Source organism: Ruegeria sp. K3 (genome assembly GCF_056531845.1).
The window spans coordinates 111,139-137,519 of sequence record NZ_JBQFMM010000008.1 but is presented as its reverse complement, the minus strand read 5'-3'; the positions used below and the strand labels follow the sequence as shown (position 1 = coordinate 137,519).

Here is a 26,381-nt window from a genome sequence, read left to right as displayed (position 1 = left end):
TGAGCAAATGATTGTGTTGGAGAAACGGCCTCAGCCGTCCAAGGCGTGGTCTTATGCCACCCCTCTGGTCGCGGTCCTGGCGACGATGGTTTTTGGTGGCATCCTGTTCGCCATTCTGGGCAAAAACCCGGTCGAGGCTATTGGAACCATTTTCTGGGAACCCCTGTTTGGCGAGTTCGCCTTCTATTATCGGCCGCAATTGCTGGTTAAGGGCGCGCCCCTGGTTTTGATCGCTATCGGCCTGTCTTTAGGCTTCCGCGCCGGTATCTGGAATATCGGGGCCGAGGGTCAGTACATTATGGGGGCCATTTTCGGTGCGGGTGCCGGTCTGGCATTCTATCCGCTGGATGCATTCTACATCTTTCCGATCATGGTGATTGCAGGCGCGTTTGGCGGCTGGCTATGGGCAATGATCCCAGCCTTCCTGAAAGTGCGCTTCGGTACCAATGAAATCCTTGTGTCGCTGATGTTGGTCTATGTGGCCGAACAGATGCTGGCCTCGGTCTCGCTAGGCCTGCTGAAGAATCCCGAAGGGTTCGGCTTTCCGGGTTCGCGCAATCTGCAATCCTACGACAGCGCGTATAATGCCGAGCTGATTGCGGGTTCAGGCATGCACTGGGGCGTAGTCACTGCCCTGATCGCTGTTATCTTTGCATATGTCTTGCTGAACCGGCACATGCTGGGCTTCCACATCCGCCTGACAGGTGAGGCCCCGCGTGCGGCGAAGTTCGCAGGTGTAAACCCTGCCCGCCTGATCCTGTTCTGTTTGGGTCTGGCCGGCGCGCTGGCCGGTCTTGCGGGGATGTTCGAAGTCTCGGGCCCTGCTGGCGTGGTCAGCATCGATTTCAACGTCGGTTACGGCTTTACCGCGATCATCGTGGCTTTCCTTGGCCGTTTGCATCCGGTGGGCATCCTGCTGGCCGGAGGCCTGATGGCGTTGACTTATATTGGTGGTGAAATCGCCCAATCTCAGCTGGGTCTGCCCGCCGCAGCCATTCAGGTATTCCAGGGGATGCTTCTGTTCTTCCTGCTGGCATTCGATCTTCTGACAAACTACCGCATCCGTGCGGCCCGTAGCGAGGTAGCGTGATATGGACCTTGGTGAAATTAACCCCGTCCTTCTGGTCGCCTCGCTAATGGTGGCCGCAACCCCACTTTTGTTGGCCGCAATCGGAGAATTGGTGGTCGAAAAAGCAGGCGTCCTGAACCTCGGTGTCGAGGGCATGATGATCGTGGGCGCAATCAGCGGCTTCGCAATCTCAGTCGAGACCGGTTCGCCCTGGCTGGGCTTTATTGCGGCAGCAATCGGTGGCGCGGTGCTATCGCTGTTGTTTGTGCTGCTGACGCAGGTGGCGCTGGCCAATCAAGTTGCCAGTGGCCTGGCCCTAACATTGTTCGGCCTCGGGTTCAGCGCGCTGATGGGGCAGAGCTACGTAGGAATAAAGCCGCCCAGCATGGGTGAAATCCATATCCCGGTAATCAGCGATATCCCTGTTATTGGACCAATCCTGTTTCAGCACGACCCGATCCTCTATGTCGGAATTGCCCTGACGGCCGCCGTCTGGGCCACGCTGAAATACACACGCATCGGCCTGATATTGCGCGCCGTTGGCGAGAACCACGATGCGGCGCATGCGCTGGGCTACAAGGTCATCAAGATTCGCATCATGGCGATCCTGTTTGGTGGTGCTTGCGCTGGCTTGGGCGGCGCCTACATCAGCCTGATCCGCGTGCCGCAGTGGACCGAGGGCATGACTGCCGGTGTCGGCTGGATTGCCTTGGCGCTGGTGGTTTTTGCCAGCTGGAAACCATGGCGTGTCTTGCTGGGCGCCTATTTGTTCGGCGGCATCACTGTGTTGCAGCTTAATTTGCAGGCAGCGGGCGTTGCCATTCCTGTCGAGTATCTGGCAATGTCGCCCTACATCATCACGATCCTTGTGCTTGTGATCCTTTCGGCCGACAAGAGCAGCGCACCTGCCGCATTGGGCCGGACCTTCCATGCCTCGCACTAAGCGAGGCCAACTGAACCAACTTGGGGAGTAACACATGAAATTCACTACACTTTTGGCAAGCGCCGCAATGGCGCTGGGTCTGGCCTCGGGAGCCATGGCCCAAGATAAGACCAAAGTCGGCTTCGTCTATGTCGGCCCAGTGGGCGACGGCGGCTGGACCTATGAGCACAACAAGGGCCGTCTGGCCGTGGAAGAGCACTTTGGCGACAAGGTTGAAACCGTGTTCGTCGAGTCGGTGCCTGAGGGCCCAGATGCAGAACGCGTGATGACCCAGATGGCACTGGAAGGCGCGGACCTGATCTTCACCACCTCGTTCGGCTACATGGATCCGACCATCAACGTCGCGAAGAAATTCCCGGATGTGAAATTCGAGCACGCAACCGGCTACAAGACCGCCGACAACGTCTCGGTCTACTCGGCCCGCTTCTACGAAGGTCGCGCCGTTCAGGGTCACATCGCCGGGAAAATGACCGAGTCGAACATCATCGGCTATATCGGTTCCTACCCGATCCCTGAAGTGATCCGCGGCATCAACTCGGCATACATCCACGCCAAGAAGGTAAACCCCGACGTCGAGTTCAAGATCGTCTGGGCTTACACTTGGTTCGATCCTGCGAAAGAAGCTGACGCCGCCACAGTTTTGATCGAACAGGGCGCGGACGTGATCCTGCAGCACACTGACTCGACTGCACCGCAGGCAGCCGCGCAAGAGGCAGGAAACGTTGTCACCTTTGGCCAGGCCTCCGACATGAGCGAATACGCACCCTTCCCGCGTGTGTCTTCAATCATCGACGATTGGGCTCCCTACTACATCGCGCGGACCCAGGCCGTGATGGACGGAACATGGGAAAGTGCCAACACATGGGATGGCATCCGGGAAGGCATGGTAGCAATTGGTGAGATTTCGGACGCCGTTCCCGCCGACGTTAAAGAAGAAGCACTGGCGCTGAAAGCCGCGATGGCAGCCGGTGAATACCATCCCTTTACTGGCCCGCTGAAAAAGCAGGACGGCAGTGACTGGCTGGCCGAAGGCGAGACCGCCGATGACGGTACGCTGGCGGGCATGAATTTCTACGTTGAGGGGCTGGAAGGCGAAATTCCGCAGTAAAAACTGACCTGGAAACTAACAACAAGGCCCGCATGTTTTTGCGGGCCTTTTTAGTCGCCCTGAGCCCAATCTGGACATTGACGAATGGCTATGCGCATCGTGAAACATGTCGCTCACGGAAGACCTGAACCAAATTTTAGAAACTGCCCTGCCGACCGATCCCAGTTTTCGACAGATCGAAAAGGCCGTGATTGACGACTGTATTGGTGAAACCCGGCAATATGCCTCAGAGGGCTCTGTCGAAGCCTTCCTTTTGTCAGCGATGCGTTTATTGGCACTTCCCGGCAATGGGCACACACGGCTGATCCCGAATGATGCGATCGAGGTGCTACCGCTGAGATTCGTGAGCGTTGGACGTTCCGTTCAATTCATCGACGCGGCGCCAGAGATAGCCGCACCGCGAGGAGAGTTGATAGCGGTCAACGGCTCAGCTTTGAGCCAGATTGAAGCCACTGCAGAGAAATTTCTGGCGGGAACGTGCCAAAGGAAACGGGTCATCGGCCCGATTCTACTGGCTTGGCCGTACGCTTTGGCACGTTTGGGTTTTTCGTCAAACGGCGGCACGACCGAGTTCCGTGTGCAGGACGAAAATGGGCGGATAGCCAATCTGAAAGTGGCCAATGAACATACAGTTCCTGGATCGATGCTCTACCCGAGAAACGAGCACGGCAAGGCTGATCCAGCCTGGGAACCCGAGATATTTGTAGAGATAGAGGACTGGCAAGAGCTAGGGCTATCAATAGCGTTACCAAGCTTCTTTGATCCGAAGGAAAATGCGCTGCCTAAAGCCATCTCAGCCGCGGTGGAATGCGTGCGCGCATCCTCGAACAAAACACTACTAATTGATGTTCGCGGAAACACTGGTGGCGACTTTCTTCTAACGATGCCCTTGATCGACGCGATCTCAGAAAGCGCAAACAAGCAGGTTGTTATGCTTGTCGATAAATTCACGTTTTCCGCAGCGATAGTGTTTGTAGCCATCCTCAAACATCGATTGGGAAACAGGCTCAAACTTATTGGTGAGGAAATGGGAGATAGGCTGACGTTCTTTGCCGAGGGCGGATTGCTCGAATTGTCGACCAGCGGAGCGGTCGTTCGTTACTCATCAGCCTTTCACGACTGGAAGAATGGAACGACTGACGATACCACGCCGCCCGAAATCGCAAGAAAAATCGTACCTGCGGGATCACTGAACTTGGATTTGGAATGGGTCGAAAGACCTGCAGTTGAGGATGCACCAACCGAACTCCATCAACGAGTTCTCAAAAGCATGAGCAAATCGCTAAACAGCCGCTAAGTCCGCATAGCTGCATTCAAAGAAAGCAAATGCTGCACGCACGGCGAAGGTCTACTTGGTGGCCAGTCTTATTGGCGACCCAACACCATCGGACCGTGGGCAATATTAGCCACGAGCGTTTTGATACCCAGCTGTCGTCGGGTCAGGACTTCAAGCGATTGAATCGCCGCAATGGTTAGGTTCTAGGGCGTGAAATTAGTGTCCGCCCAGCACCAGAGTGTTCACTGGCATCAGGATCAGTCGCAGGCGCAGGCCTGCCGCATGAACGACGCCAATCGTGTCTACCACATGCAGGAACGATTTTTCCCAGAAGCCGAGGCTCTCATCCTCCAGCTTTGCATGATTATCCGTATAGATATTCGCCAGACAGTTGCTGCCTGGAGGCACATCATCGGCCATGCTTTTGTAGAGCGGTTCAAGGTAGACAAGGATCGAACCCGGATTGGTGTTGCTCTGCACGTCCCGCAACTCATCAGATGGCCTGATCTGCCCTGATGGGATCACATCCTGCACCTCGACGACAACCACCGGGATAACGGTAAAGGGCTTGGTCATGCAGCCCAATTCGCCAATCATACCCGGTTTGACCACCTGGGCCGAAAGCTGACTGAACGCCGCCTGGAATCGGTCATGTCCGGAGGAGGATGGCACCAGAATACCCGCCGGGCGCAGCAAAGGGCTGACATAGTCGCCGACCTGAAGCCCGAATTGTTCAACCCTGCCCGTCACTCCAGCATTGACCACAGTCTTGTCCAACTCGGTCAATGCCGCATCCAGCTGCGCATTGGCACTGGCAAGTTGGGCCGGGATCAGCTCTTCGATCTGTTGTACAACCGCTGCGCGTTTTGAGACGGCTGCTTTCACCTGCGCTTCACGCTCGGCAACCAGATTTTCCAACCGATCAATCTCGGCCAAGCGCACCGCACTGGATCCCTCGTCACGTAAGGTGGTATTGCGTTCCAGATCCTCGAGCGACTGATCCAGAGCTGCGCGCGCGCCTGCAATCCCGGCCTCAGCCTCGGCCAGATCGGTTTCCGCCACCTTCAACGAGGCTTGAACCTGAGCAATCTGGGCATGCGCCGCTTCGACCTGCGCGGTTTGCGTGAAGTCTTCGATCCGGAAAATCGGCTGTCCAGCTGTCACCTGCTCATTGTTGCGCACGTAGACTTCGGAAACGCGCCCCCCTAGCTGCGGAAGGATCGTTACCGTCCGGAAGTAGGAAGCCGCTGTTTTGCTGGACGGGTGAAAATAGAACAGCGTTGTGATAACGGTTAGCGCCAAAATAGCGCAAGTCGTCAGCCCCCAGCGCAACTCGTACCACATGGTGAACAGCGTGATCTCGTGTCCGATCCGTTTGCCCTGCACAAAGCGGCGAAACAGATAGTCAGGAAGCACGGTAATCAGGGCGCACAGCATCGTCTCGATCATTGTTCAGTGCCCCTGTGCTGCCGGTTCGGAGGTTTTGGATTGTTCGGGCTCAGTTTCCGGCTCAGGAGGGGGTGAAGCGTGTTCTTTGTCCTGCCTAGGCGCCAAAGATCGGATGGCATCGGCAATCGAGCGCAGCGGTGCCGCGAAATCAGGGAACTGGAACCCAGCCACAAGGATGGCGGCAACCCAGAAAAGGCCGTTATGCGTAAACAAAGCCAAAAGCGCCAGAATCCCAACCAATTGAAATTGCGGGTGATTGGTTTCATGCGCCATTTTTTCCGGGATCGAATGCAACGTGAAGTAGGCAACCCCGATCAGCACGACCATCCCGACGGTAAAAAACAACATGAAAGTGAAGAGGAAGTCGCTACCATCTGCCTGTGTCACATATGACGGAATGTGCCCCGTTGCCATCGGGTGAATATCTGCCGCGTTCACGTCCGCCTCCGAATCTTATGTTGTTTGCACTAAAAGCAGGCTGGCCGCCTACGATCAAGTTTCCATTGCGGTGGGCTTGTGTCTTTTCGTTTGGCAGTACGCGTGCCATGGTCCGCCAATGTCGCCAGTCAACCTACCACCGGCTCGATCACTTGGCGGCCGGAAACGGAACAAAACGCATGATTGATTTTCTCATAATCGGTGGCGGTGTCGCCGGGCTAAGCGCAGGTGCGCGCCTGTCAGAGCACGGCACAGTTACGGTGTTAGAGGCCGAGGACGGATTGGGATATCATACTTCGGGTCGTTCAGCCGCCCTGTTCGAAAAGGGTTACGGTCCAAACTCGGTCAAGGCATTGAACGAGGCAAGTGCTGCGTTTTTTGAAACAAATGCGTACCTAACACCACGCGGCCTGATGCTGATTGGCGGAAGGGATCAACAGGCGCTGTTTCAAAAAGACGCCCAAGATCTTGGTGTGCAAGAGATTTCGCCGGATGATGCCATCGGACACATTCCTGTCCTGAATGCTGAAACTGTCGGTTATGCAGCCATAAGTAATAGCGCATATGATATCGATACAGATCGCGTCCTGCAGGACTTTGCGCGAACCGTCCGCAAGAATGGCGGTTCAGTCCTGACCCGTCAGAGGGTCAGCAGCATCCGCAAATCGGTTCATTGGACCGTCGAAACCTCAGAATCCTTTGAGGCACGCAATCTGGTAAATGCCGCCGGAGCCTGGGTCGATGAGGTGGCGCAGATGGCAGGAATCTCCCCCATCGGGATCACACCTTACCGTCGATCGATTGCGCGCATCCCCGCACCGGGCGAACATGACCTGCGAAACTGGCCAATGATGCTGGGCGCAGGCGAGAGCTGGTACGCCAAACCTGATGCGGGCAAGCTACTGGTCTCGCCTTGCGAGGCGGACCCAACCACACCCCATGACGCTTACGCCGATGACATGGTTCTCGCAGAAGGACTGGCACGATACGAAGCGATGGTTACTGAAACTGTAACTCGGGTAGAAACCAATTGGGCGGGGTTACGTAGTTTTGTTGCCGATGGCACGCTGGTGCTCGGACCTGATCCAACCGATCCATCGTTTATCTGGTCGGCAGCACAGGGAGGGTATGGGTTTCAGACCGCTCCTGCAGCCTCGCAACTTGTGGCGGATCTTGTGACTGGCGCGTCGCCGCGCCTTGATGCGGCGATTGTGAAAGCGCTGACACCCGGTAGGCTGTAACGATGACAAAACGCAAACTGCCCCCGAATGCCAGCGTCGCCACCGAGGGCGACGGCAGCAAACTCGTCGCCCCAGCCGCCAGCCGAAACACGGCTGTGCTGTGCGATCTTCTGGCACGGGTCGCCCCGTCATCAGGACAGGCCCTGGAACTGGCCAGTGGAACCGGACAACACATTTCGGCCTTTGCCCAGCGGATGCCCGGGTTGCATTGGCAACCCAGCGAAGTCACCTCTGAACGGCGCGCCAGCATCGATGCGTACACCAAGGGTTTACCAAACACCGCCGCAGCCGTTCATCTGGATGCGACTGTGGAGGGTTGGCACAAATCAATGGCGCAGCAAGATTTGGTTTTACTGATCAACCTCTTGCACCTGATCAGTTTGCCCGAGGCTGAAACCCTCGTTGCCGAAGCAGCGTGCGCTCTGAAAACGGATGGGCGTTTGGTGCTTTATGGCCCTTTCAAACGTGACGGACACCTGACAAGCGATGGCGACCAGCGATTTCACGACGCACTGGTCCAACAAGACCCTGATATCGGGTACAAAGACGACACATATATATTGTCTATGTTAAAGGACAACGCCCTCGAACTGGTCGAAATCGTAAAGATGCCTGCGAACAACTTGGCATTTGTCGCCCAAAAAACTGGAATCTGATCAGGATCAAAGTCTGCTTTGCTCTTCATCATTCATATGCAGATTATCATATGTATCAAGAAGGACGTTATGATGAGCTGGCAGGATTCACTGAACGAAACGCGCAAAAGCTTGCGTAACCTTAACGGAGCCATTCCTGATACGGCGCGTGCCTTTGGGGCGCTGGGAAAATCTGTCAAGGAAGGCGGGACGCTGGACTACAAAACCAAAGAGTTCATCGCGTTAGGCATGTCAATCGCAGTACGGTGTGAGCCTTGCATTACCCTGCATTCCGAGGCGTTGGCCAAGGCGGGAGCCACCCGCGATGAGGTTTCGGACGTTCTGGCAATGGCCATCCAGATGGGCGGTGGGCCGTCCATGATGTACGCCGCCAAGGCACTAGACTGCTTTGATGAATTGAGCGCATGAAAAAAGCCCACCGAGAGCGGGCTTTTGGTAGGCGGTGCTACGTGAGTACCGCCTTATTTCTAAAAAGCGTCAGCCGTCCTTGCGGATGACCTCGTTCTTCGGATCATACGGGCTGTCACAAGTGACGACCGCATCCCACAGCTTGTCCTGAATTTTGACCTGCAGCTTGGTGCCTTCGACCGCCAGCTCAGGCTTCACATACCCCATGCCGATGGATTTCTCGAACGCCACCGAGTACCCGCCCGAGGTCAAACGACCCACGCGCTCACCTTCCGGCGTGTACAGCGCCTCGCGGCCCCAGGGGTCGGCATCGTCCGGTCCGTCGATCAGCAGAGTGCAGCACTTCACGCGCACGCCGGTCTCTTCCAGCTTGGCTTTGCCGTAGAAGTCTTTCGACAGATCAATAAAGCGCGGCAGGTCAGCTTCCAGCGGGGTCGCGTCGCGGCCCAGTTCGGTGCCGAAGGCGCGATAGGATTTCTCCTGGCGCAGCCAGTTTTGGGCGCGGGCACCAACCAGTTTCATGCCGTGCTTTTCACCGGCCTTCTCCAGCAGGTCGAACAGATAGTTCTGCATCTCGATCGGGTGGTGCAGTTCCCAGCCCAGCTCACCCGTATAGGCCACGCGGATCGCGTTGACCGGGCACATGCCCAGTTCGATCTGACGGGCCGACAACCAAGGGAAGCGCTTGTTGGACAGCGCGGTTTCCGGATCGGCGTCCTTGATGACCTCTTTCAGAACGTCACGCGACTTGGGTCCGGCGATCGCGAAGACGCCCCACTGGGTGGTCACGTCCTGGATTTCGATGTAGCCGAACTCCTCCATCTTGTCCTCGGCCGCCTTGCAAAGGTAGTCGGCGTCGTACTCGGTCCAGGCACCGGCAGAGACGATGTAGTAATTGTTCTCGCCATTGCGGACGATGGTGTATTCGGTGCGGGTGGTGCCGTGCGCGGTCAGCGCGTAGGTCAGGTTGATGCGACCGACCTTGGGCAGCTTGTTGCAGGTGAACCAATCTAGGAACTGGGTCGCACCGGGGCCTTTGACGACATGCTTGGTGAAGGCCGACGCATCGATCAGGCCAACGCCTTCTCGGATCGCTTTGGCTTCTTCGACGGCATACTGCCACCAACCACCGCGGCGGAAGCTGCGGCTTTCTTTGTCGAAGTTATCAGGCGCATCCAGCGGGCCGAAATAGTTCGGACGCTCCCAGCCGTTGACCCAGCCAAACTGTGCGCCACGAGCTTTCTGACGGTCGTAGGCCGGAACGGTGCGCAACGGACGACAAGCTTCACGCTCTTCATCCGGGTGGTGCAAGATGTAGACGTGCTCATAGCACTCTTCGTTCTTGCGCGCCGCGAACTCGGTGGTCATCCAGTTCGACGAATACCGCTTGGGGTCCAGCGAAGCCATGTCGATCTCGGCTTCGCCATCGACCATCATCTGAGCCAGATAATAACCGGTGCCGCCCGCAGCGGTGATGCCAAAACTGAAGCCTTCAGCAAGCCACATGTTGCGCAGCCCCGGAGCGGGACCGACCAGCGGGTTGCCATCAGGTGTGTAGCAGATCGGGCCGTTGAAATCGTCTTTCAGACCGGACTCAGCACAGGACGGCACGCGTTCGGCCATCGCCATGTACTGATCGGCGATCCGATCCAGATCCAGCGGGAATAGGTCAGCGCGGAAGCTGTCCGGCACGCCGTGTTCGAACTGCGCAGGAGCGCCATGTTCGTAGATACCCAGAATCCAGCCGCCACGTTCTTCGCGCGCATACGACTCGTTGTCGGCATCACGCACAACTGGATGCTCGGGGTTGCCCGCTTCACGCCATTTGACCAGCTCGGGGTCTTTGTCCATGACGATGAAGGTATGCTCGACCGGGATCGCGGGCATCTTGATACCCAGCATTTTCGCGGTCCGCTGTGCGTGGTTGCCTGACGCGGTCACAACATGTTCGGCGGTGATCACAACCTGCTCATCTGACGGAATGAGGTTGCCGCCCTTTTCGACCATCTTAGTGCAGGTGACTTCCCAGTGAGTACCGTTCCAGCGGAACGCATCGGCCTGCATCTTGCGAACGATGTCGACACCGCGCTGACGCGCACCTTTGGCCATCGCCTGGGTCACGTCCGCAGGGTTAATGTAGCCGTCTTCAGTGTGATAGATCGCGCCTTTCAAGTCGGAAGTTTCGATCAGAGGCCAACGTTCCTTGATTTGCTCGGGCGTCAGCCACTCATATGCAACATCACAAGTTTCCGCTGTGGATGCATAGAGCATGTATTCATCCATACGCTCTTGTGTCTGTGCCATACGCAGGTTTCCGACTACGGCGAAGCCTGCATTCAAGCCGGTTTCTTCCTCTAGTGTCTTGTAGAAATCGACTGAGTACTTGTGGATGTGGGTCGTGGCATACGACATGTTAAACAACGGCAACAGGCCCGCTGCGTGCCAGGTGGAACCGGATGTCAGTTCGTCCCGCTCGATCAGCATCACATCATCCCAGCCCGCTTTGGCCAGATGATAGGCAATCGAGGTCCCGACGGCGCCGCCGCCAACGACCAGTGCTTTGACTTGGGTTTTCATAGCCGGGTGTCTCCCCTTGAATTCAGTTGACACCATATGGCGCATTTGAGGGGCTCGACGCGACATTCATCCGACCAGTGATAATAGAAAAACGACCCGCTAATGCCGCGAGTCGTCGTTTGCAACAATTTGGCAGATCAGTTCTTACCGAACGAACAACGCTTGGTATTCCCGCTCATCGCGCAAGAGGAACCTTCGTTACCTTTTCGCACACGGACTTCGGATGGCATTGATTTGGTTGCCGCAGCAACTTCACTACCTCCGCTCAATGCTCCGAGTCCGGGAAGCTTTTGAATTAGACCCTTGAGGAAACCACCACCAGATTTCGCCGGACCAGAATCGACGTGACGCTGATCCGAGAGCAAAATCATCTCAAGCGCCTTTCCATATGCCATCTGCAGATTGTCCTGATTCTCAAAAACCTTGCCGCCTGTGATGTCCGCCAATCCTTCGGCATTGAACTCTGTCGCCGTCAACGTGTTCAGCATCATCGCACCCATATCCATGTTTTCGATTTTCTGCTGCGTTACCTTGTCTTGCATGACCAGCATCTTGTCATAGAGATGCAACATTTTATCCGCCTTCTCGGGCTGCTCTTCGACCGGTATGACTATGCCCTCCCCCGTCGCGACCGAGGGGAATTCCAGCAGATCGTTCAGACTGGCCAGATCAACCGTTTCCAGAAACTGAATAATCGTCGCGTCATTAGTATTGGAGTGCAACCGCAGGACAATTTCTTCATCAAATCCGATGCGACCTTTGATCTTGCGGATATCGCTTTCTTCGTTCCTGCCAGAGATATCACCGGTCACCTCTGCAAAGGCCACGCCATCAATAACCGCGAACCCGCTGGACTGCTCCATCGCGTTCATGAAATCGGCCTGCCGTCCCAGCGCCAACCCAATAAGCGTGTTGCGCGCTTTCTTGGGCTTCAAAGTGATATCGAACCAGACAATGTCGCCATCTTTTTCATACACATAACCTGACTGAGCCAGTTTGCGTATCAAACTGTCCCGCCCTTCATTCGTTAGACGCTGCAATTCCACCTGGCTGGAAATCGAGCTGACCAAGGGCGAAAGCTCGAACCAGGACAACACCGTCTGAACAGCTTTGCTCTCGCTATCCGCCAGATCAAACCGGGCCCAACCCTCTGGCGGCGATGGCAGATAGGGCTTTGCACCCGCATCCCATCGCTTCTTACGGTCACGCTCGGCCTGCTTGGCAACCTGTTCTGCCTTAAACACACCGAAACGGTCATTGATCGTCTCAAGATATCCACTGAACGATAGTGATCCATCGTGCTTTTTGTCTTGCTGGTAATAATCGAGACCCGCGATAAAAATCGCCGCAATCAGCAAAAAACCAATGAAACGCAGCGCGCCCATAAAAAACCTCAGAATCAGATACTCTTCTGTGAAGAATCTGTCCCACAACATTGAGGCGCAGGTGTGTCTGATGCTTGGAAAATTCCGTCATTTGGCAATCGATCTGATGGCTACAGAATCTTTCCCGGATTCATGATGTTATCGGGATCCAGCGCTGCTTTGATCGCCGCCATATAATTTGTCGCCGCACCTAGTTCTTTCACCAGATAGGGGCGCTTACCCTGCCCGATTCCGTGTTCTCCGGTACAGGTGCCCTCCATCGCAATTGCAAGATCATTTAGCCAACCGACGAATTCCTCTGCACTTGCGACCTCTTTTGCGTCATCCATGTCGATTAACAGAAGTGTATGGAAGTTACCGTCACCAACATGACCCACGATTGGGGCCAGCAAACCCAATTCAGCGGCCTTATCCTGTGCGGAGGTCACACATTCGGCCAAACGCGAGATCGGAACACATACATCCGTAGAAATGCCCCGCGCGCCTGGGCGCAGTTGTAGGCTGGCCCAATACATATCGTGCCGGGCCTGCCACAGCTTGTTGCGCTCTTCGGTTGTCGTAGTGGTGGTGATATCGCTGCCACCAAATTCTTCCGCGATTTGGCCAAAGGTCTCTGCCTGTTCCGCTGCACCGCTGTCCGAACCGTGAAATTCCAGCAGCAGCAGTGGCGTTTCTGGCAAATCCAGTCCCGAATAAGCGTTTGCCGCTTTGACCGACATCTGATCCAGCAATTCGATCCGCGCAACCGGGATACCATACTGAATAGTCATCATCACAGCCTGACAGGCTGCATCCACCGATGGAAACGAACAGCGAGCTGAACTGATGGCCTCGGGGATACCCTGCAATCGCAATGTGATTTCGGTGATTATTCCCAGTGTGCCTTCGGCACCGATTAGCAAGCGGGTCAGATCAAAACCCGCCGAAGATTTTCGCGCACGATGCCCCGTGCGGATCACTTGCCCGTCCGGCATCACGGCCTCAAGGCTAAGCACATTATCTTTCATTGTCCCATAACGCACAGCATTGGTGCCAGACGCGCGTGTCGCGGCCATTCCACCCAGCGACGCATTCGCGCCCGGATCAATCGGGAAGAACAACCCCTGATCCCGCAGATGGGTGTTCAATTCGGCTCGGGTGACACCCGGTTGGACAACGCAATCTAGATCACCGACATTGACCGCCAATATCTTGTTCATCTGACTCAGATCGACGGATATGCCACCAGCAGGAGCGTTCACATGACCTTCGAGCGAGGTGCCTGTTCCGAATGGGATGACTGGCACCTTGTGCTCGGCACAGGTCCTGACGATATCGGCCACTTCTTCGGTTGAATGCGGGAAAACCACCGCATCCGGTCTCTGGTTTTCAATCCACGTTGTTGTGTGCCCGTGCTGCTCGCAGATCGCAGCACCAGATTGCAGCCGGTCTGCGAACCTCTGCTTCAAAATTCCCAGCGCCGTGTCGATCCCGGCCTCGTTTCGCGGCAAAGCAGTTGCCTGCACCATTGCGTTCCCCTTTTCTCAGGCCACAGCCTAAAGCATTGCAGGCACAACCTGATCTGGCGGGCGATGACCGTCTTCGAAGGTCTTGATGTTGATAATGACTTTCTCACCCATCTCGATCCGACCCTCAAGCGTCGCCGAGCCCATATGGGGCAGCAGCACCACATTCGGCAATTGCCGGAGGCGTGGGTTCACATCCGTGCCCTGTTCATAAACATCCAGACCAGCGCCCGCGATCTCACCGGCGCGGATCATGCGTGTCAGGGCGTTCTCATCAACGACTTCACCGCGTGATGTATTCACGATCACCGCCGTGGGTTTCATCAATTTCAAACGCCGCGCATTCATCAAATGAAAGGTCGAAGGGGTCGACGGGCAGTTGATCGAGATGACGTCCATCCGCGCCACCATCTGATCAAGACTATCCCAATAGGTCGCCTCAAGTTCCTGTTCAATCTCGGGGCGCAACCGGCGGCGGTTGTGATAGTGGACCTGCATTCCAAACGCGCTGGCACGTCGCGCAACGGCCTGCCCTATCCGGCCCATCCCAAGAACACCCAAGCGGCGACCACCGACCCGGCCACCCAGCAAGGCCGTCGGGGCCCAACCGGCCCAATCGCCCTTTTGCATCACACCTAACCCCTCGGGGATACGTCGTGTAACCGCCAGGATCAGAGCCATAGTCATATCTGCAGTATCGTCAGTCAGTACTCCTGGTGTGTTCGAGACAAGGATCCCGCGCTGCCTCGCCGTCGCCACATCAATGTTGTCGACACCGGCACCATAATTGGCGATCAGTCGCAATTTCTCACCAGCCTGCCCCAGGATACCGCCATCAATTGTATCGGTTATCGTCGGAACCAACACATCTGCTGTGTTCACTGCCGCCACCAGCTCTTCGCGAGTCATGGGATCGTCGGTGTCACGCAGTTTTACATCGAAAAGCTCGCTTAGCCGTGTTTCCACCGCTTCGGGCAACCGTCGCGTAACGACAACACTCAGACGTTCTCTTGGCACCTTGACCCTCCTACCGCTTTGCAAACTGCCGCGCGCCATGGCATCGTGGCGCAGGATTACACGGGGCACAAGAACCCCTTGGGCATCGTCTCAACCTTTTTTGCATACGATCCACAGGCATAAGAGCAGACAGGCAGTGAGTGCTAGTTTTTCAGTGAACCGCCATTTTGTGGTGTTGATATCGGTTTTCCTGCTCGTGCTCGGCGCAGTGGCCGTGTCCGCGCAGGAAAAACGCGGTCCAGTGACGAATCTACCGCTTCCACGATATGTCTCGATGAAAGCCGCCGAGGGTAATGTCCGTCGCGGCCCTTCGCTGACTCACCGAATCGATTGGGTGTTCAAACGCCGTGGCATGCCGCTGCAGATCACGGCCGAATATGGAAACTGGCGCAAGGTTCAGGATCGAGACGGTGCCGGGGGTTGGGTGCATTACGCGCTGCTTTCAGGTGTGCGGACAGTCCTTATCGAAGCCGACTTGCTGCCGGTTTACGCGATGCCTGATCCCAAATCGCAGGTGAACGCGCAACTTGAAGACGGCGTCGTCGCCCGGCTTGAAAAATGTTCACCCGATTGGTGCCGCATATCGGCAGGCGGCTATCGCGGCTGGACCCTAAAAAGCAATCTTTGGGGGGTCGACCCCACCGAGATTCGGGAATGACACGCGTGCGCGACAGCGCCGACTGAGCTACTCCGCGCCTGCAGCGCTGCCGCGTTTGGCCAGTTCCTGATCCAACAAAAGCAGGTTCCATCGGTCCCCGCTGGCCGCCTTGGCCTTATCCAGGATCGATGTGAACAGGTCTTCTTCCTCTATCTGTTCGGCCAGGAACCAGTTCAGCATATTCTGTGTGCTGTATTCTTTGACCTCATGCGCCAGCTCAAACAACGCGTTGATCTGGCCCGTCACGGTTTGCTCCTGCGCCAGCGCCTGCTCCAGTACATCAACGGGTGATTCATAGTCCGTTTGCGGTTTTGCGATGCCGTCAAGATTTACCCTCCCACCCCTCTTGGCGATAAAGTCGAATATACGCATTGCATGGGTTTCCTCTTCGGCAGAATGCCCCCGAAACCAACTGGCGAATCCTGGCAGATCCTGCGCCTCAAAATAAGCCGACATCGCCAAGTAGGTGTACGAAGCGTGGAGCTCATTGTTGATCTGCTTATTCAATGCTTCTGCAACTTGCGGGTTCAATTTCATTGCTCGCTCCTTTTTTGTGGTGGTTAGCGGACCTTATCTAGCTAGGTCCGAAGCCAAAGACATTCAACTGATAAAGGTAATTTTTATCGCTATTAATCAATAATTTAATCCAATTCTTGCGCTATTGAAACGCAGTCGCAGGAACGAGCGTTGTGGCGCATCGCGGATTGTATCTCGAGACCGCAGAACCAAGGATTGCCAGTTGGATTTTCGTTTTAGAGATCTAGCTTCGCCTCAAACAATCGCCTGACCCATATTCGACAATCCCGACGATCCAACCGCGATCAAACTAAATTGCATATCCACATCAAAATTGTCCAAAAAAGCCCTTGAACCCTGAAAGCAACAGTCGTAGATAGCCGCTCACCGTTGGGGTGTAGCCAAGTGGTAAGGCAGCGGTTTTTGGTACCGTGTATCGTAGGTTCGAATCCTACCACCCCAGCCATGATTTTCCCGGAAATCACATACCGAGAAGTTGCACGCCGATTATAGCGTGTTTTCAGCGACTTAAGATCCAGCAATTTCAACTGAGACCCGAGCGTGTGCGCAACAGTGGTCGATTTCCGACCACAGTCCCAGGTCGCGACTCCGACGGTACGAGTTTGGTGGGTTTCGGAGAGGCGGCAGATCAGAGGGCAGAGAAGCGCTTGTGTTGATCTGACCAGATCACTGGGAATCCCGACTTGATCTGGTAGTCCATTGTCAGACCATCAGTTTGTTCGCCTGAAGCGATGGCATCCAGAGCATCAGGCGCCAGCATGGCCAGATCGACCACATCCTGCACCCGGCGTTTGGAGGTGCCTTCTTTTTCTACAATCTCAGAAAACGTTGGCCATCGACGATCATCACCAGCCACTGACGCACTTTGATGACACTGTGAACAGGTATTTGATCAATCTGGGGCGGCTCATCGCCAAGATGTAGTTTCATTTCCACGCCTTTCCGGTGCATCCGGTATAGCGCTGCTATGGTTGGTTCAGCGTTGGGTTCCACCCAATTTGCATTGGAACAGCAAGCGCTAAGCCCACTTCAGAATTGGGTGTTTCGCGATGCTTTCAGCACCTACGGACACCATTTGTTTGAACGTATCTTCTACTTCCAACACGCCGCAAGCAGATATTATTTTTATTTATCAAGTGCTTAAATTTGATATCTCTTATTACTAAAATTTTAGTTTGACAGCAGCGCTGAATATCATCGATGCTGTTTGCCATCCGGTCTGCACCGGATCACATAATCTTTGGGAGGAGACAGATGCGGAGACATCTACTTTCCGCCGTGGCGGCAGCGGCCGTCATTGCGGGGCATGGTCCTGCTTGGGCCGACGAAGCCGCAGCACAACGTTGGATCGACGACGAATTCCAGCCATCGACCTTGTCGAAGGATGAACAGTTGTCCGAAATGAAGTGGTTCATCGAAGCTGCACAACCGTACTCGGGCATGGAAATCAATGTCCTGTCCGAGGGTATCCCGACGCATTCCTATGAATCCGAGGTTCTGACCAAGGCGTTCGAGGAAATAACCGGGATCAAGGTCAATCACCAGATTCTCGGCGAAGGCGAAGTGGTTCAGGCCGTACAGACTCAGCTACAAACCGGACGGAATCTGTATGATGGCTATGTCAACGACAGCGACCTGATCGGGACACATTCGCGCCTGCAGTTGGCCTATCCGCTGACCGATATGATGGAAGGTGATTGGGCGGCGACAACCTCGCCAACGCTGGATCTGGATGACTTCATGGGCATTCAGTTCACCACCGGCCCTGATGGCAAGCTGTATCAATTGCCCGACCAGCAGTTTGCGAACCTATATTGGTTCCGCAAGGACTGGTTCGATGACGAAGCCAACAAGGCCGCGTTCAAAGAGAAATACGGCTATGATCTAGGCGTTCCGGTCAACTGGTCAGCCTACGAAGACATCGCCGAGTTCTTCACCAATGACGTGAAAGAAGTCGATGGCACCACGATCTATGGCCACATGGATTATGGTAAGCGCGCGCCTGACCTCGGCTGGCGCATGACTGACGCCTGGCTGTCGATGGCCGGCGCCGGTGACGTGGGTGAACCGAACGGCGTTCCCGTCGACGAATGGGGCATCCGCATGGAAGCGGGCACCTGTAACCCGGTCGGTGCGTCCGTTTCACGCGGCGGTGCCGCAAACGGTCCCGCTGCGGTCTATGCGATCCGCAAGTGGGATGAATGGCTACGAGCGTATGCGCCTCCAGGTGCGGCGTCTTACGACTTCTACCAGTCGTTGCCAGCGCTTAGCCAAGGCAACGTGGCTCAGCAGATCTTCTGGTACACCGCCTTCACCGCGGACATGGTGAAGCCGAAGTCCGAGGGCAACAACACCGTGGATGACGAAGGCACGCCGCTGTGGCGGATGGCGCCCAGTCCGCACGGCCCCTATTGGGAAGAAGGCCAGAAGGTTGGTTATCAGGACGTGGGGTCGTGGACCTTCCTGAAGTCGACGCCTGCGGATCGTGCTCAGGCGGCTTGGCTCTATGCCCAATTCGTGACGTCCAAGACTGTCGACGTGAAGAAATCCCATGTGGGCCTAACCTTCATCCGCGACAGCTCGGTCAACCACGAGTCGTTCACCGAGCGCGCACCCAAGCTGGGTGGTCTGGTCGAGTTCTACCGCTCACCCGACCGTGTGGCATGGTCACCGACCGGCATCAACGTGCCGGACTATCCGAAGCTGGCCCAGATCTGGTGGCAGCAGATCGGTGACGTGAACTCGGGCGCCTTCACCCCGCAAGAGGCGATGGACCGTCTGGCAGAAGAGATGGACATCACTATGGCCCGGATGCAGGCCGCTGACGAAAGCGCCGGTGTCTACGGTGGCTGTGGCCCGCGTCTGAACGAGCCGCAGGATGCCGCCTTCTGGTTGGAAAAGCCGGGCTCGCCCAAGGCCAAGCTTGAGAACGAAAAGCCGCAGGGCCAGACCGTCAACTATGACGAACTGGTTCAGCGCTGGCAGTCTCAGTAAGCAAGCGAAACCGGGGGTGCCGTGTGCGGCATCCCCACCCCAAGGCCAGTGCGACGCACTGAAGGACCGGAACCCACGGACATGATCGAACTTAAAGACGCCACCAAACGGGTTGGCAATGTCATCCATATCAAGCCTACGAACCTGACGCTCAAGACTGGCCATTTCAACGTGTTGCTGGGCGCGACGGGGTCGGGCAAAACCTCGCTGATCAAGATGATGGCCGGGCTGGACCCGATCGCCTCAGGCAAAGTTCTGATGGACGGGCAGGACGTCACCAAGCTGAACACGCAAAAGCGGCAGATCAGTTTGGTACACCAGTTCTTCGTGAACTACCCGCATATGACCGTTTTCGACAACATCGCTTCGCCCTTACGCGTGGCGGGGATGGCAAAATCCGAAATCGAAGGCCGCGTCGAAGAGGCCGCCGACTTGCTGCAGTTGCGCCCAATGTTACAGCGCCGTCCGCATGAGTTGTCAGGTGGCCAGCAGCAGCGTACCGCGCTGGCCCGCGCGATTGCAAAGGAAAGCCGTGCAGTGTTTCTTGACGAACCTCTGGCCAACCTCGATTACAAGCTGCGTGAAGAACTGCGTGAAGAACTGCCCGACTTGTTCGCCGGGCGCGGGGCCGTAGTCGTCTATGCCACCTCGGAACCGGAAGAGGCGTTGATGCTTGGCGGCTACACCGCCTTGATGGAGGACGGGCGCGTCACCCAATTTGGCCCCACATCAGATATCTATCGCAACCCCGAGAACATCTCTGCAGCTCGTGTGTTCTCTGACCCGCCCATCAATGTGGCGCGCATCACTGTGTCTGATGCGCAGGCGCAATTGGTCGGCGGTGGTGGCTGGAAAGTCACCGATATAGCCGATGGTGACTACTTGGTCGCCGTGCGTCCGCACCGGGTGACCCCGTTCCGCTCTTCCGACGCCGACGTGGAGCTGACCGGGCGTGTCATCGTGACCGAGCTTTCGGGCTCGGATTCCAGCGCGCACTTCCAACATGGGGATGAGGCGTGGGTATCCCTGGCCTCGGGTGTCCATCCCTATCAGGTGGGTGAAGACCACAGCTTCTACATGAACCCGGCCCATTGCCGGTATTTCGGCCAAGACGGCAAAAGGATAGCCTGACATGGCACAAATCAAGCTTGCAAACCTGCGACACAGCTATTTCCCCAATCCCAACGGGCCACAGGATTACGCCCTGAAGGAAATCGACGTCACCTGGCGCGATGGCGGCGCCTATGCGCTGCTGGGGCCATCAGGATGCGGCAAGTCAACGCTGCTGAACATCATCTCGGGGTTGCTGACGCCTTCCGAGGGACAGATTCTGTTCGATGGTCAGAACGTTACTGCCTTGCCCCCAGATCAACGCAACATTGCGCAGGTGTTCCAATTCCCGGTGATCTACGACACGATGACTGTGGGCGAAAATCTGGCCTTCCCGTTGAAGAACCGGGGGGTTGACCCGGCAACGATCAAACGTCGCGTCGATGAGATTGCAGAAATGCTGGACGTTACGGATATGTTGAATACCCGGGCCTCAGGTCTGAGCCCGGACAACAAACAGAAAATCTCGATGGGTCGTGGGTTGGTGCGCGACGACGTGAACGCGGTGATGTTCGATGAGCCGCTGACTGTTATCGACCCACATCTGAAATGGAAACTGCGGTCCAAGCTGAAAGAGCTGCACCAGCGCGTCAAAGCCACGATGATCTACGTCACGCACGACCAGACCGAGGCGCTGACCTTCGCGGACGAAGTAGTCGTGATGCAGGAAGGCGAAGTCGTGCAGATCGGCACCCCTGTGGAACTGTTCGAACGCCCTCAGCACACATTTGTCGGCCATTTCATCGGCTCACCCGGCATGAATGTGCTGCCGTGCGAAGCAAAGGGCGATCGGGCCCTATTCGAAGGCCATGAAGTGATGCTGGAAGGCCAGACCCACGGTGACGGAGGCCGCACCGATCTGGGTATCCGGCCTGAATATATAAGCTTTGGCGAAACCGGCATCCCTGCCCATGTCACCAAGGTCGCAGATATCGGGCGACACTATGTGGTCAGTGCCATGGTCGGTGATACGCCGGTGAAAGCCGTAGCAGAACACAATGCGCCCAACCCTGGCTCACATGTGTACCTGCAATTCAAACCCGAACAATCTCGCGTCTACCGCGACGGCTGGATCGCAACCGAGGAGCGGACGCAATGAGAACGGAAAACCAAAAAGCATGGTTCTTTGTCCTGCCGGTGCTGGCGCTGGTCGCGTTTAATGCGCTGGTGCCGATGATGACGGTGGTCAACTATTCGGTGCAGGAGACCTTCGGTAACAACCAGTTCTTCTGGGAAGGACTGGGCTGGTTCGAACAGATCCTGCGTTCCGACCGGTTTCAGGCAGCTCTGGGACGGCAGTTCCTGTTCACCTTTCTGATCCTGCTGATCGAGGTGCCGCTTGGTATCATCGTGGCGCTTTCCATGCCGCGCAAAGGGTTCTGGGTGCCGGTCTGTCTGGTCCTGATGGCCCTGCCGATGCTGATCCCGTGGAATGTGGTCGGCTCGATGTGGAATATCTTTACTCTGCCCAAGATCGGCCTGCTGGGCTACTTCCTGAATGACGTCCTGGGCATCAACTATGACATGACACAACAGCCACTGTCGGCCTGGATCACCGTGATCGTCATGGATGTCTGGCACTGGACGTCGCTGGTTGTGCTGCTGTGTTATGCGGGCCTCGTGTCGATCCCGGATGCCTATTATCAGGCCGCTAAGATCGACGGCGCGAGCCCCTGGTCAGTATTCCGCTATATCCAACTGCCCAAGATGAAAACCGTCCTGACCATCGCCGTTCTGCTGCGCTTTATGGACAGTTTCAACATCTATACCGAGCCTTTCGTTCTGACCGGCGGTGGCCCCGGCAACTCAACCACTTTACTGTCGATCGACCTTGTGAAGATCGCGCTGGGACAGTTCGACCTTGGCCCTGCGGCCGCGATGAGCCTGATCTACTTCGCCATCACCCTGCTGGTCAGCTGGGTCTTCTACACTCTGATGACAAAGGATGACGCGCAATGAAGAAGCGGTCCCTTATCCCGATCCTCTATATCGCGTTCCTGATGCTGCCGATCTATTGGCTGGTGGCGATGTCCTTCAAGACCACGAACGAGATCCTGTCGGGCTTTTCCCTGTTCCCCCAGACCTTCACGCTGGAGAACTACGTCACCATATTCACCGATCCGACGTGGTATTGGGGCTATATCAACTCGATAATTTACGTGACGATCAACACGGTGCTGTCGGTCTGTGTAGCGCTGCCAGCGGCCTATGCGTTCTCGCGCTATCGGTTTCTGGGCGACAAGCAGTTATTCTTCTGGCTGCTGACCAACCGGATGGCGCCAGCGGCGGTGTTCGCGCTGCCCTTCTTCCAGCTCTATTCGTCAATCCACCTGTTCGACACTTATCTGGCCGTGGCGCTCGCGCACACGCTGTTCAACGTGCCGCTGGCGGTCTGGATTCTCGAAGGCTTCATGCGCGGCATCCCGAAAGAATTGGATGAGACAGCCTATGTCGACGGCTATTCTTTCCCACGCTTCTTCGTGACGATCTTCCTGCCCAACATCAAAGCGGGTGTCGGCGTCGCGGCCTTCTTCTGCTTCATGTTTTCATGGGTCGAGATGCTGCTGGCCAAGACCCTCACCGCGGTCGAGGCCAAGCCCATCGCCGCCGTGATGACCCGCACCGCCTCCAGCGCGGGGTATGAGTTGGGTCTGCTGGCAGCCGCGGGAACACTGACCATTATCCCTGGTGCCATTGTCATCTGGTTTGTCCGCAACTACATCGCGCGCGGTTTCGCGATGGGCCGTGTGTGAGGTTCGATATGCGTAGACTTCTTCTCACCCTCCCCTTCCTGCCTTCGATGGCATTCGCCCAGCAAGCCGGATGGGGCAATGTTGGCCAGCAAGAGGAAAAGGGATTCTCGTGGACCGCCCCTCTTTGGCCTGATTTCTGGATGGCCTGGACCCCGGCGACGTTGGCGGTATTCGTGGGTATCTTCGCGGCCATCGCATTAATTGGACTATTGGAAGGGTTCAAGTTCCGCGACGGCCTTGAACGTCGCGGTGTACTTGGTCTGACAACCACGTTAGGCGATCGGTTGTTCATAACACTGCTCGGCTCGACCTATATCTTCCTTGCCTGGCTTGGGCTGGTAGGCCAACCTGTATGGACGCCTCTTTTCCTGTCCATCGGTTGGGGCGTCTTCGTCTTCTGGAAAGTTTAAGCTTTGAGAAACAGCGAAAGGATGCTTGTCTGTCAGGCATACTAAATAATGGCGACACCGAGATCGATGCGAAAGAAAAAGACAACAAATCTTCTGACCGACGTGGAACTTGAGTTCATGAACGAACTCTGGGCGCTTGGTCAGGGCTCGGTCCGTGAAGTCCTTGATCGCCTGCCACCTGATCGCAATCTGGCCTACACTTCCGGAGCCACAATTTTGCGTATTCTTGATGAAAAGGGCTTTGTCGAAAGCGAGAAGAACGGCAAGTCGCTGATCTACAGACCCCTTCTGGAGAAAGACAGGTATCAGTCGCGGTCGTTGCAGAATTTGTCCCGGACCCTGTTTGACGACACGCCCGCAACTCTGGTGGCAAGGCTGGTCGATGATGAGGGGCTGACAGAAGATGATCTAGAGGAGATTCGAGCACTGGTAGAGAGGAGACTGCAAAATGACAGCGGTTAAACCGGTTCTCGATGCGTTTCTCGAGTTCAACATAGTGCTTGGATTGTCGGCGCTGATCTGGCTGGCCGTGCGCGGAGGCCTTGCGCTGACGCCCATGCGGTACGGCTTTGTTGCTCAGCTTCGTTCGCTCAAGATACTCTGCATCGGCGTTATGCTCAGCCCGGTTCTGGCGATGGGTGTTTCGGGTTTTGTTGCTCAGGTATGGCCCGGACGGGTTGTTGCGCTGGGGGATATCGCAGTGGCAGCCTATTTGCGCGGCGAAATCGCAATGCCGGCTGCGCAGTTCGAAACCCTTCTTAACACGCGCGAACGCTGGGTTGATCATGTCATGTCAGGCGGCTCTGTTTTTGTGACTTGTGCGTTGATTACACTGGTTTTGGTGGCGGCTGTTCTGGCAATTCGGGTTGCCCTCAACGCGCTTGCAATTCGCAACGCTGTAAGCTCCAGCTTTCTATGGCGACAATCGGCCAAAGTGGACATTCGTCTTTCGGATCGCGTGACCGTACCCTTTGCAGTACGCGGCCTTCGTCGCCGCCACGTTGTTTTGCCCAGCCATCTACTGAACTCGCCACGCGATCTGCGCTTTGCTCTGGCGCACGAGTTTCAGCACATCCGCGCATTGGACGTGGAATGGGAACTGGGTTTCGAGCTTTTACGCCCGTTGCTGTTCTGGAACCCGGCCTATCTGGCTATGAAGCATCAGTTTGACCGGCTTCGCGAATTGGCCTGCGATCAGTCTGTCGTCTCGCGTAAAGGGATTGACGCGACCGACTATACCGCCTGTTTACTGGACTACTGCACACGATCGGTTAAGCTAAAAAGCCCTCGCATTCTTCATGTGGCCTTGGTTAACGGGCCGAAAGCAAAGCATGTTCTGCGACAGCGTGTGATCGCCCTGACCGATGCACCAGTGACGACGACCCAATTGTCGGCTATTTTCGTTGGGTCGGCGCTTTCCCTTGTTGTTGTGCTTGCAATTGGTTCGGCCTCGGTTCGTCAAACTCAGGATTGGAGCCATGATCGTCTTATGCTTTCGACGGTTGTAAACCTTGAACGGCTGGAAGCTCGTAATCAGGGGAATTAACTGGCCGTAGTGTATGTCCAATGCGGGCTGGGGGGGTTACACTTGCGGTTACTGCTAGCAAGTTAGTCACAGATTCTGCGCTAAAGTGCTGCTGATTTTCAATAAGTCTGGTTTTGAGGTATCGCTGTCAGCGGCTTTAACGCTGGCGTCCGCGTTGCTCGATATTGATCGACCGAGAACGATTCGATAGCAATTTATGCCATTCCAACCTGCTACAACGCAGCATCGCCATTTCTAAATCAAGGTCTGGTTATACTTCGGTGCTGTGAACGTTCCAAGTTTGGCAGAGAGCCCTTACAACGCCTTCTTATCCGCTATGCGAGCCATTGAAACGCCCCGAAGACGATCTGCCAGCGTACCCGGTCATTCAGCAGAGTGAGTGTGTTGTAAACCTTTGTTGTCCCAATTGATCGTGGACAACCGCGCCCGCAGTTGCGCCGGAAACATTCGATGATTTGATTTGCCTGTCGGGGCTGAACCCTTGGGATGCGAAGCAGCTTCTACTCAGAAACCCGCGAACTTCTCAGCGCTGTTCCATTGAAGTTCGCCTTCTATCAGCCCTGACTGCACAAATCACGGATGGAATGCCATCATCAGAAGTGCCTTATCGCCTCAATTGAAGCCGGTCATATACAAATCGATTACGCCCAGGTCGTTCTTTTCTTCACTGCACATTTTCGCATCTCATCTGATTTTGGGAGCGAAGCAGTCAAGTAGTCACAGCGCCTAATTGGAACCTAACGAAGGTATCGCATCCTACCGCCGTTGCCATTGTAGGCGGGGTCAGCGATCAGCCATTTGGGGTATCTATATCGTCGCCCTGGAAAGCTAAACCTCGCATGCTAACGAACTTGACACCCATTCTGAAAACAAGAAAAGACCGTCCCAACTGGGACGGCCTTTCATTCACTGTCTCTCGAAAGAGGTTCAGGCAGCCAGCGCGGCCTGTGCTTTGGCGACGATCGCGCCGAACGCTTCCGGTTCGTGCACAGCCAGGTCGGCCAGAACTTTGCGGTCCACTTCGATACCGGCCAGGTTCAGGCCGTTAATGAAGCGGGAATATGTCAGTGCCTCGTCATGCGAACGGACAGCGGCGTTGATACGCTGGATCCACAGCGCGCGGAAGTTGCGCTTGCGGTTCTTGCGGTCGCGGGTTGCGTACTGGTTGGCCTTGTCTACGGCCTGACGGGCAACCTTGAAGGTGCTCTTGCGGCGGCCATAGTAACCTTTGGCAGCCTTGATGACCTTCTTGTGACGGGCGTGAGTTACGGTTCCACCTTTAACGCGGGACATCTCTTAAT

Annotated in this window: 25 protein-coding genes and 1 tRNA gene; 17 read left to right on the top strand and 9 right to left on the bottom strand. The window is 56.0% G+C overall.

Annotated elements, in window-relative coordinates:
• The first annotated feature begins 7 nt into the window (after positions 1-7).
• The 4 genes from ACR0MP_RS15185 (at position 8) to ACR0MP_RS15170 (ending at position 4,417) form a co-directional block, all read left to right on the top strand.
• Complete coding sequence (locus tag ACR0MP_RS15185) at positions 8-1,090, top strand: ABC transporter permease (protein ID WP_170392492.1); 1,083 nt, start codon at positions 8-10, stop codon at positions 1,088-1,090.
• Position 1,091: 1 nt separating this feature from the next.
• Complete coding sequence (locus tag ACR0MP_RS15180; RefSeq protein ID WP_170392493.1) at positions 1,092-2,012, top strand: ABC transporter permease; 921 nt, start codon at positions 1,092-1,094, stop codon at positions 2,010-2,012.
• A 34-nt stretch (positions 2,013-2,046) separates the two neighbouring features.
• A complete protein-coding gene (locus ACR0MP_RS15175; RefSeq protein ID WP_170392494.1) occupies positions 2,047-3,120 on the top strand; it encodes a BMP family ABC transporter substrate-binding protein in 1,074 nt (357 codons plus the stop codon).
• A 262-nt stretch (positions 3,121-3,382) separates the two neighbouring features.
• On the top strand, positions 3,383-4,417 hold the full coding sequence (locus ACR0MP_RS15170; protein WP_480887103.1) for a S41 family peptidase: 1,035 nt from the start codon (positions 3,383-3,385) through the stop codon (positions 4,415-4,417).
• A 195-nt stretch (positions 4,418-4,612) separates the two neighbouring features.
• Here the strand turns inward: ACR0MP_RS15170 and ACR0MP_RS15165 are convergent, their stop codons facing one another.
• Both ACR0MP_RS15165 and ACR0MP_RS15160 read right to left on the bottom strand, forming a co-directional pair.
• Positions 4,613-5,845: an HlyD family secretion protein gene (locus ACR0MP_RS15165; RefSeq protein WP_170392496.1), complete on the bottom strand. Its 1,233-nt coding sequence runs from the start codon at positions 5,843-5,845 to the stop codon at positions 4,613-4,615.
• A 3-nt stretch (positions 5,846-5,848) separates the two neighbouring features.
• On the bottom strand, positions 5,849-6,259 hold the full coding sequence (locus ACR0MP_RS15160; RefSeq protein ID WP_480887198.1) for a hypothetical protein: 411 nt from the start codon (positions 6,257-6,259) through the stop codon (positions 5,849-5,851).
• A 203-nt stretch (positions 6,260-6,462) separates the two neighbouring features.
• Here ACR0MP_RS15160 and ACR0MP_RS15155 point away from each other — a divergent pair, with 203 nt between their 5' ends.
• The 3 genes from ACR0MP_RS15155 to ACR0MP_RS15145 all read left to right on the top strand — a co-directional run bounded on the left by ACR0MP_RS15155 (position 6,463) and on the right by ACR0MP_RS15145 (position 8,588).
• Positions 6,463-7,524 (top strand): NAD(P)/FAD-dependent oxidoreductase, encoded by a 1,062-nt coding sequence (locus ACR0MP_RS15155; RefSeq protein WP_170401934.1) that lies wholly within the window; start codon positions 6,463-6,465, stop codon positions 7,522-7,524.
• 2 nt (positions 7,525-7,526) lie between these two features.
• Positions 7,527-8,180, top strand: a complete 654-nt coding sequence (locus ACR0MP_RS15150) for a DUF938 domain-containing protein (protein WP_480887101.1) — start codon at positions 7,527-7,529, stop codon at positions 8,178-8,180.
• A 72-nt stretch (positions 8,181-8,252) separates the two neighbouring features.
• The gene (locus ACR0MP_RS15145; RefSeq protein WP_170401940.1) at positions 8,253-8,588 is read left to right on the top strand and encodes a carboxymuconolactone decarboxylase family protein; all 336 of its coding nucleotides are present in this window, start codon (positions 8,253-8,255) and stop codon (positions 8,586-8,588) included.
• 69 nt (positions 8,589-8,657) lie between these two features.
• Here the strand turns inward: ACR0MP_RS15145 and ACR0MP_RS15140 are convergent, their stop codons facing one another.
• The 4 genes from ACR0MP_RS15140 to ACR0MP_RS15125 form a co-directional block, all read right to left on the bottom strand.
• Entirely contained in the window at positions 8,658-11,165 is a 2,508-nt protein-coding gene (locus tag ACR0MP_RS15140) for a GcvT family protein (RefSeq protein ID WP_170401943.1), read from the bottom strand.
• A 137-nt stretch (positions 11,166-11,302) separates the two neighbouring features.
• Entirely contained in the window at positions 11,303-12,550 is a 1,248-nt protein-coding gene (locus tag ACR0MP_RS15135) for a hypothetical protein (RefSeq protein ID WP_480761316.1), read from the bottom strand.
• 110 nt (positions 12,551-12,660) lie between these two features.
• A complete protein-coding gene (locus ACR0MP_RS15130) occupies positions 12,661-14,058 on the bottom strand; it encodes an FAD-linked oxidase C-terminal domain-containing protein (RefSeq protein WP_170401949.1) in 1,398 nt (465 codons plus the stop codon).
• 27 nt (positions 14,059-14,085) lie between these two features.
• Positions 14,086-15,072, bottom strand: coding sequence for a 2-hydroxyacid dehydrogenase (locus ACR0MP_RS15125; RefSeq protein ID WP_170392503.1), 987 nt, complete (start codon positions 15,070-15,072; stop codon positions 14,086-14,088).
• 169 nt (positions 15,073-15,241) lie between these two features.
• On the opposite strand from ACR0MP_RS15125, the gene ACR0MP_RS15120 reads away from it, so the two are divergent.
• The gene (locus ACR0MP_RS15120) at positions 15,242-15,730 is read left to right on the top strand and encodes an SH3 domain-containing protein (protein WP_480887196.1); all 489 of its coding nucleotides are present in this window, start codon (positions 15,242-15,244) and stop codon (positions 15,728-15,730) included.
• A gap of 27 nt (positions 15,731-15,757) precedes the next feature.
• Here the strand turns inward: ACR0MP_RS15120 and ACR0MP_RS15115 are convergent, their stop codons facing one another.
• Positions 15,758-16,267, bottom strand: coding sequence for a ferritin (locus ACR0MP_RS15115; protein WP_170401952.1), 510 nt, complete (start codon positions 16,265-16,267; stop codon positions 15,758-15,760).
• A gap of 370 nt (positions 16,268-16,637) precedes the next feature.
• Here ACR0MP_RS15115 and ACR0MP_RS15110 point away from each other — a divergent pair.
• Positions 16,638-16,712, top strand: a tRNA-Gln gene (locus ACR0MP_RS15110).
• A gap of 183 nt (positions 16,713-16,895) precedes the next feature.
• Here the strand turns inward: ACR0MP_RS15110 and ACR0MP_RS15105 are convergent.
• The gene (locus ACR0MP_RS15105) at positions 16,896-17,123 is read right to left on the bottom strand and encodes a hypothetical protein (protein WP_170401955.1); all 228 of its coding nucleotides are present in this window, start codon (positions 17,121-17,123) and stop codon (positions 16,896-16,898) included.
• A gap of 398 nt (positions 17,124-17,521) precedes the next feature.
• Here ACR0MP_RS15105 and ACR0MP_RS15100 point away from each other — a divergent pair, with 398 nt between their 5' ends.
• From ACR0MP_RS15100 to ACR0MP_RS15065, 8 genes are all read left to right on the top strand, one after another.
• Positions 17,522-19,261: an ABC transporter substrate-binding protein gene (locus tag ACR0MP_RS15100; protein WP_170392843.1), complete on the top strand. Its 1,740-nt coding sequence runs from the start codon at positions 17,522-17,524 to the stop codon at positions 19,259-19,261.
• A gap of 81 nt (positions 19,262-19,342) precedes the next feature.
• On the top strand, positions 19,343-20,392 hold the full coding sequence (locus tag ACR0MP_RS15095) for an ABC transporter ATP-binding protein (protein ID WP_480887098.1): 1,050 nt from the start codon (positions 19,343-19,345) through the stop codon (positions 20,390-20,392).
• Position 20,393: 1 nt separating this feature from the next.
• The gene (locus tag ACR0MP_RS15090) at positions 20,394-21,470 is read left to right on the top strand and encodes an ABC transporter ATP-binding protein (protein ID WP_480887097.1); all 1,077 of its coding nucleotides are present in this window, start codon (positions 20,394-20,396) and stop codon (positions 21,468-21,470) included.
• Positions 21,467-22,330 (top strand): carbohydrate ABC transporter permease, encoded by an 864-nt coding sequence (locus tag ACR0MP_RS15085; protein WP_170392846.1) that lies wholly within the window; start codon positions 21,467-21,469, stop codon positions 22,328-22,330. Before ACR0MP_RS15090 ends, ACR0MP_RS15085 begins: the two co-directional genes overlap by 4 nt.
• Positions 22,327-23,124 carry a carbohydrate ABC transporter permease gene (locus tag ACR0MP_RS15080; RefSeq protein ID WP_170401963.1) on the top strand — a complete coding sequence of 266 codons (798 nt, stop codon included), beginning with the start codon at positions 22,327-22,329 and terminating at the stop codon, positions 23,122-23,124. Before ACR0MP_RS15085 ends, ACR0MP_RS15080 begins: the two co-directional genes overlap by 4 nt.
• 8 nt (positions 23,125-23,132) lie before the next feature.
• A complete protein-coding gene (locus ACR0MP_RS15075) occupies positions 23,133-23,534 on the top strand; it encodes a DUF2160 domain-containing protein (protein ID WP_170401966.1) in 402 nt (133 codons plus the stop codon).
• Between the two features lie 66 nt (positions 23,535-23,600).
• Positions 23,601-23,996 (top strand): BlaI/MecI/CopY family transcriptional regulator, encoded by a 396-nt coding sequence (locus ACR0MP_RS15070; protein WP_008759241.1) that lies wholly within the window; start codon positions 23,601-23,603, stop codon positions 23,994-23,996.
• On the top strand, positions 23,983-25,080 hold the full coding sequence (locus tag ACR0MP_RS15065) for a M56 family metallopeptidase (protein ID WP_170401969.1): 1,098 nt from the start codon (positions 23,983-23,985) through the stop codon (positions 25,078-25,080). The genes ACR0MP_RS15070 and ACR0MP_RS15065 overlap by 14 nt, the downstream gene beginning before the upstream one ends.
• 927 nt (positions 25,081-26,007) lie before the next feature.
• On the opposite strand, the gene rplT is transcribed toward ACR0MP_RS15065, so the two are convergent.
• Complete coding sequence (gene rplT / locus ACR0MP_RS15060; RefSeq protein WP_008756009.1) at positions 26,008-26,373, bottom strand: 50S ribosomal protein L20; 366 nt, start codon at positions 26,371-26,373, stop codon at positions 26,008-26,010.
• Positions 26,374-26,381 lie beyond the last annotated feature (8 nt).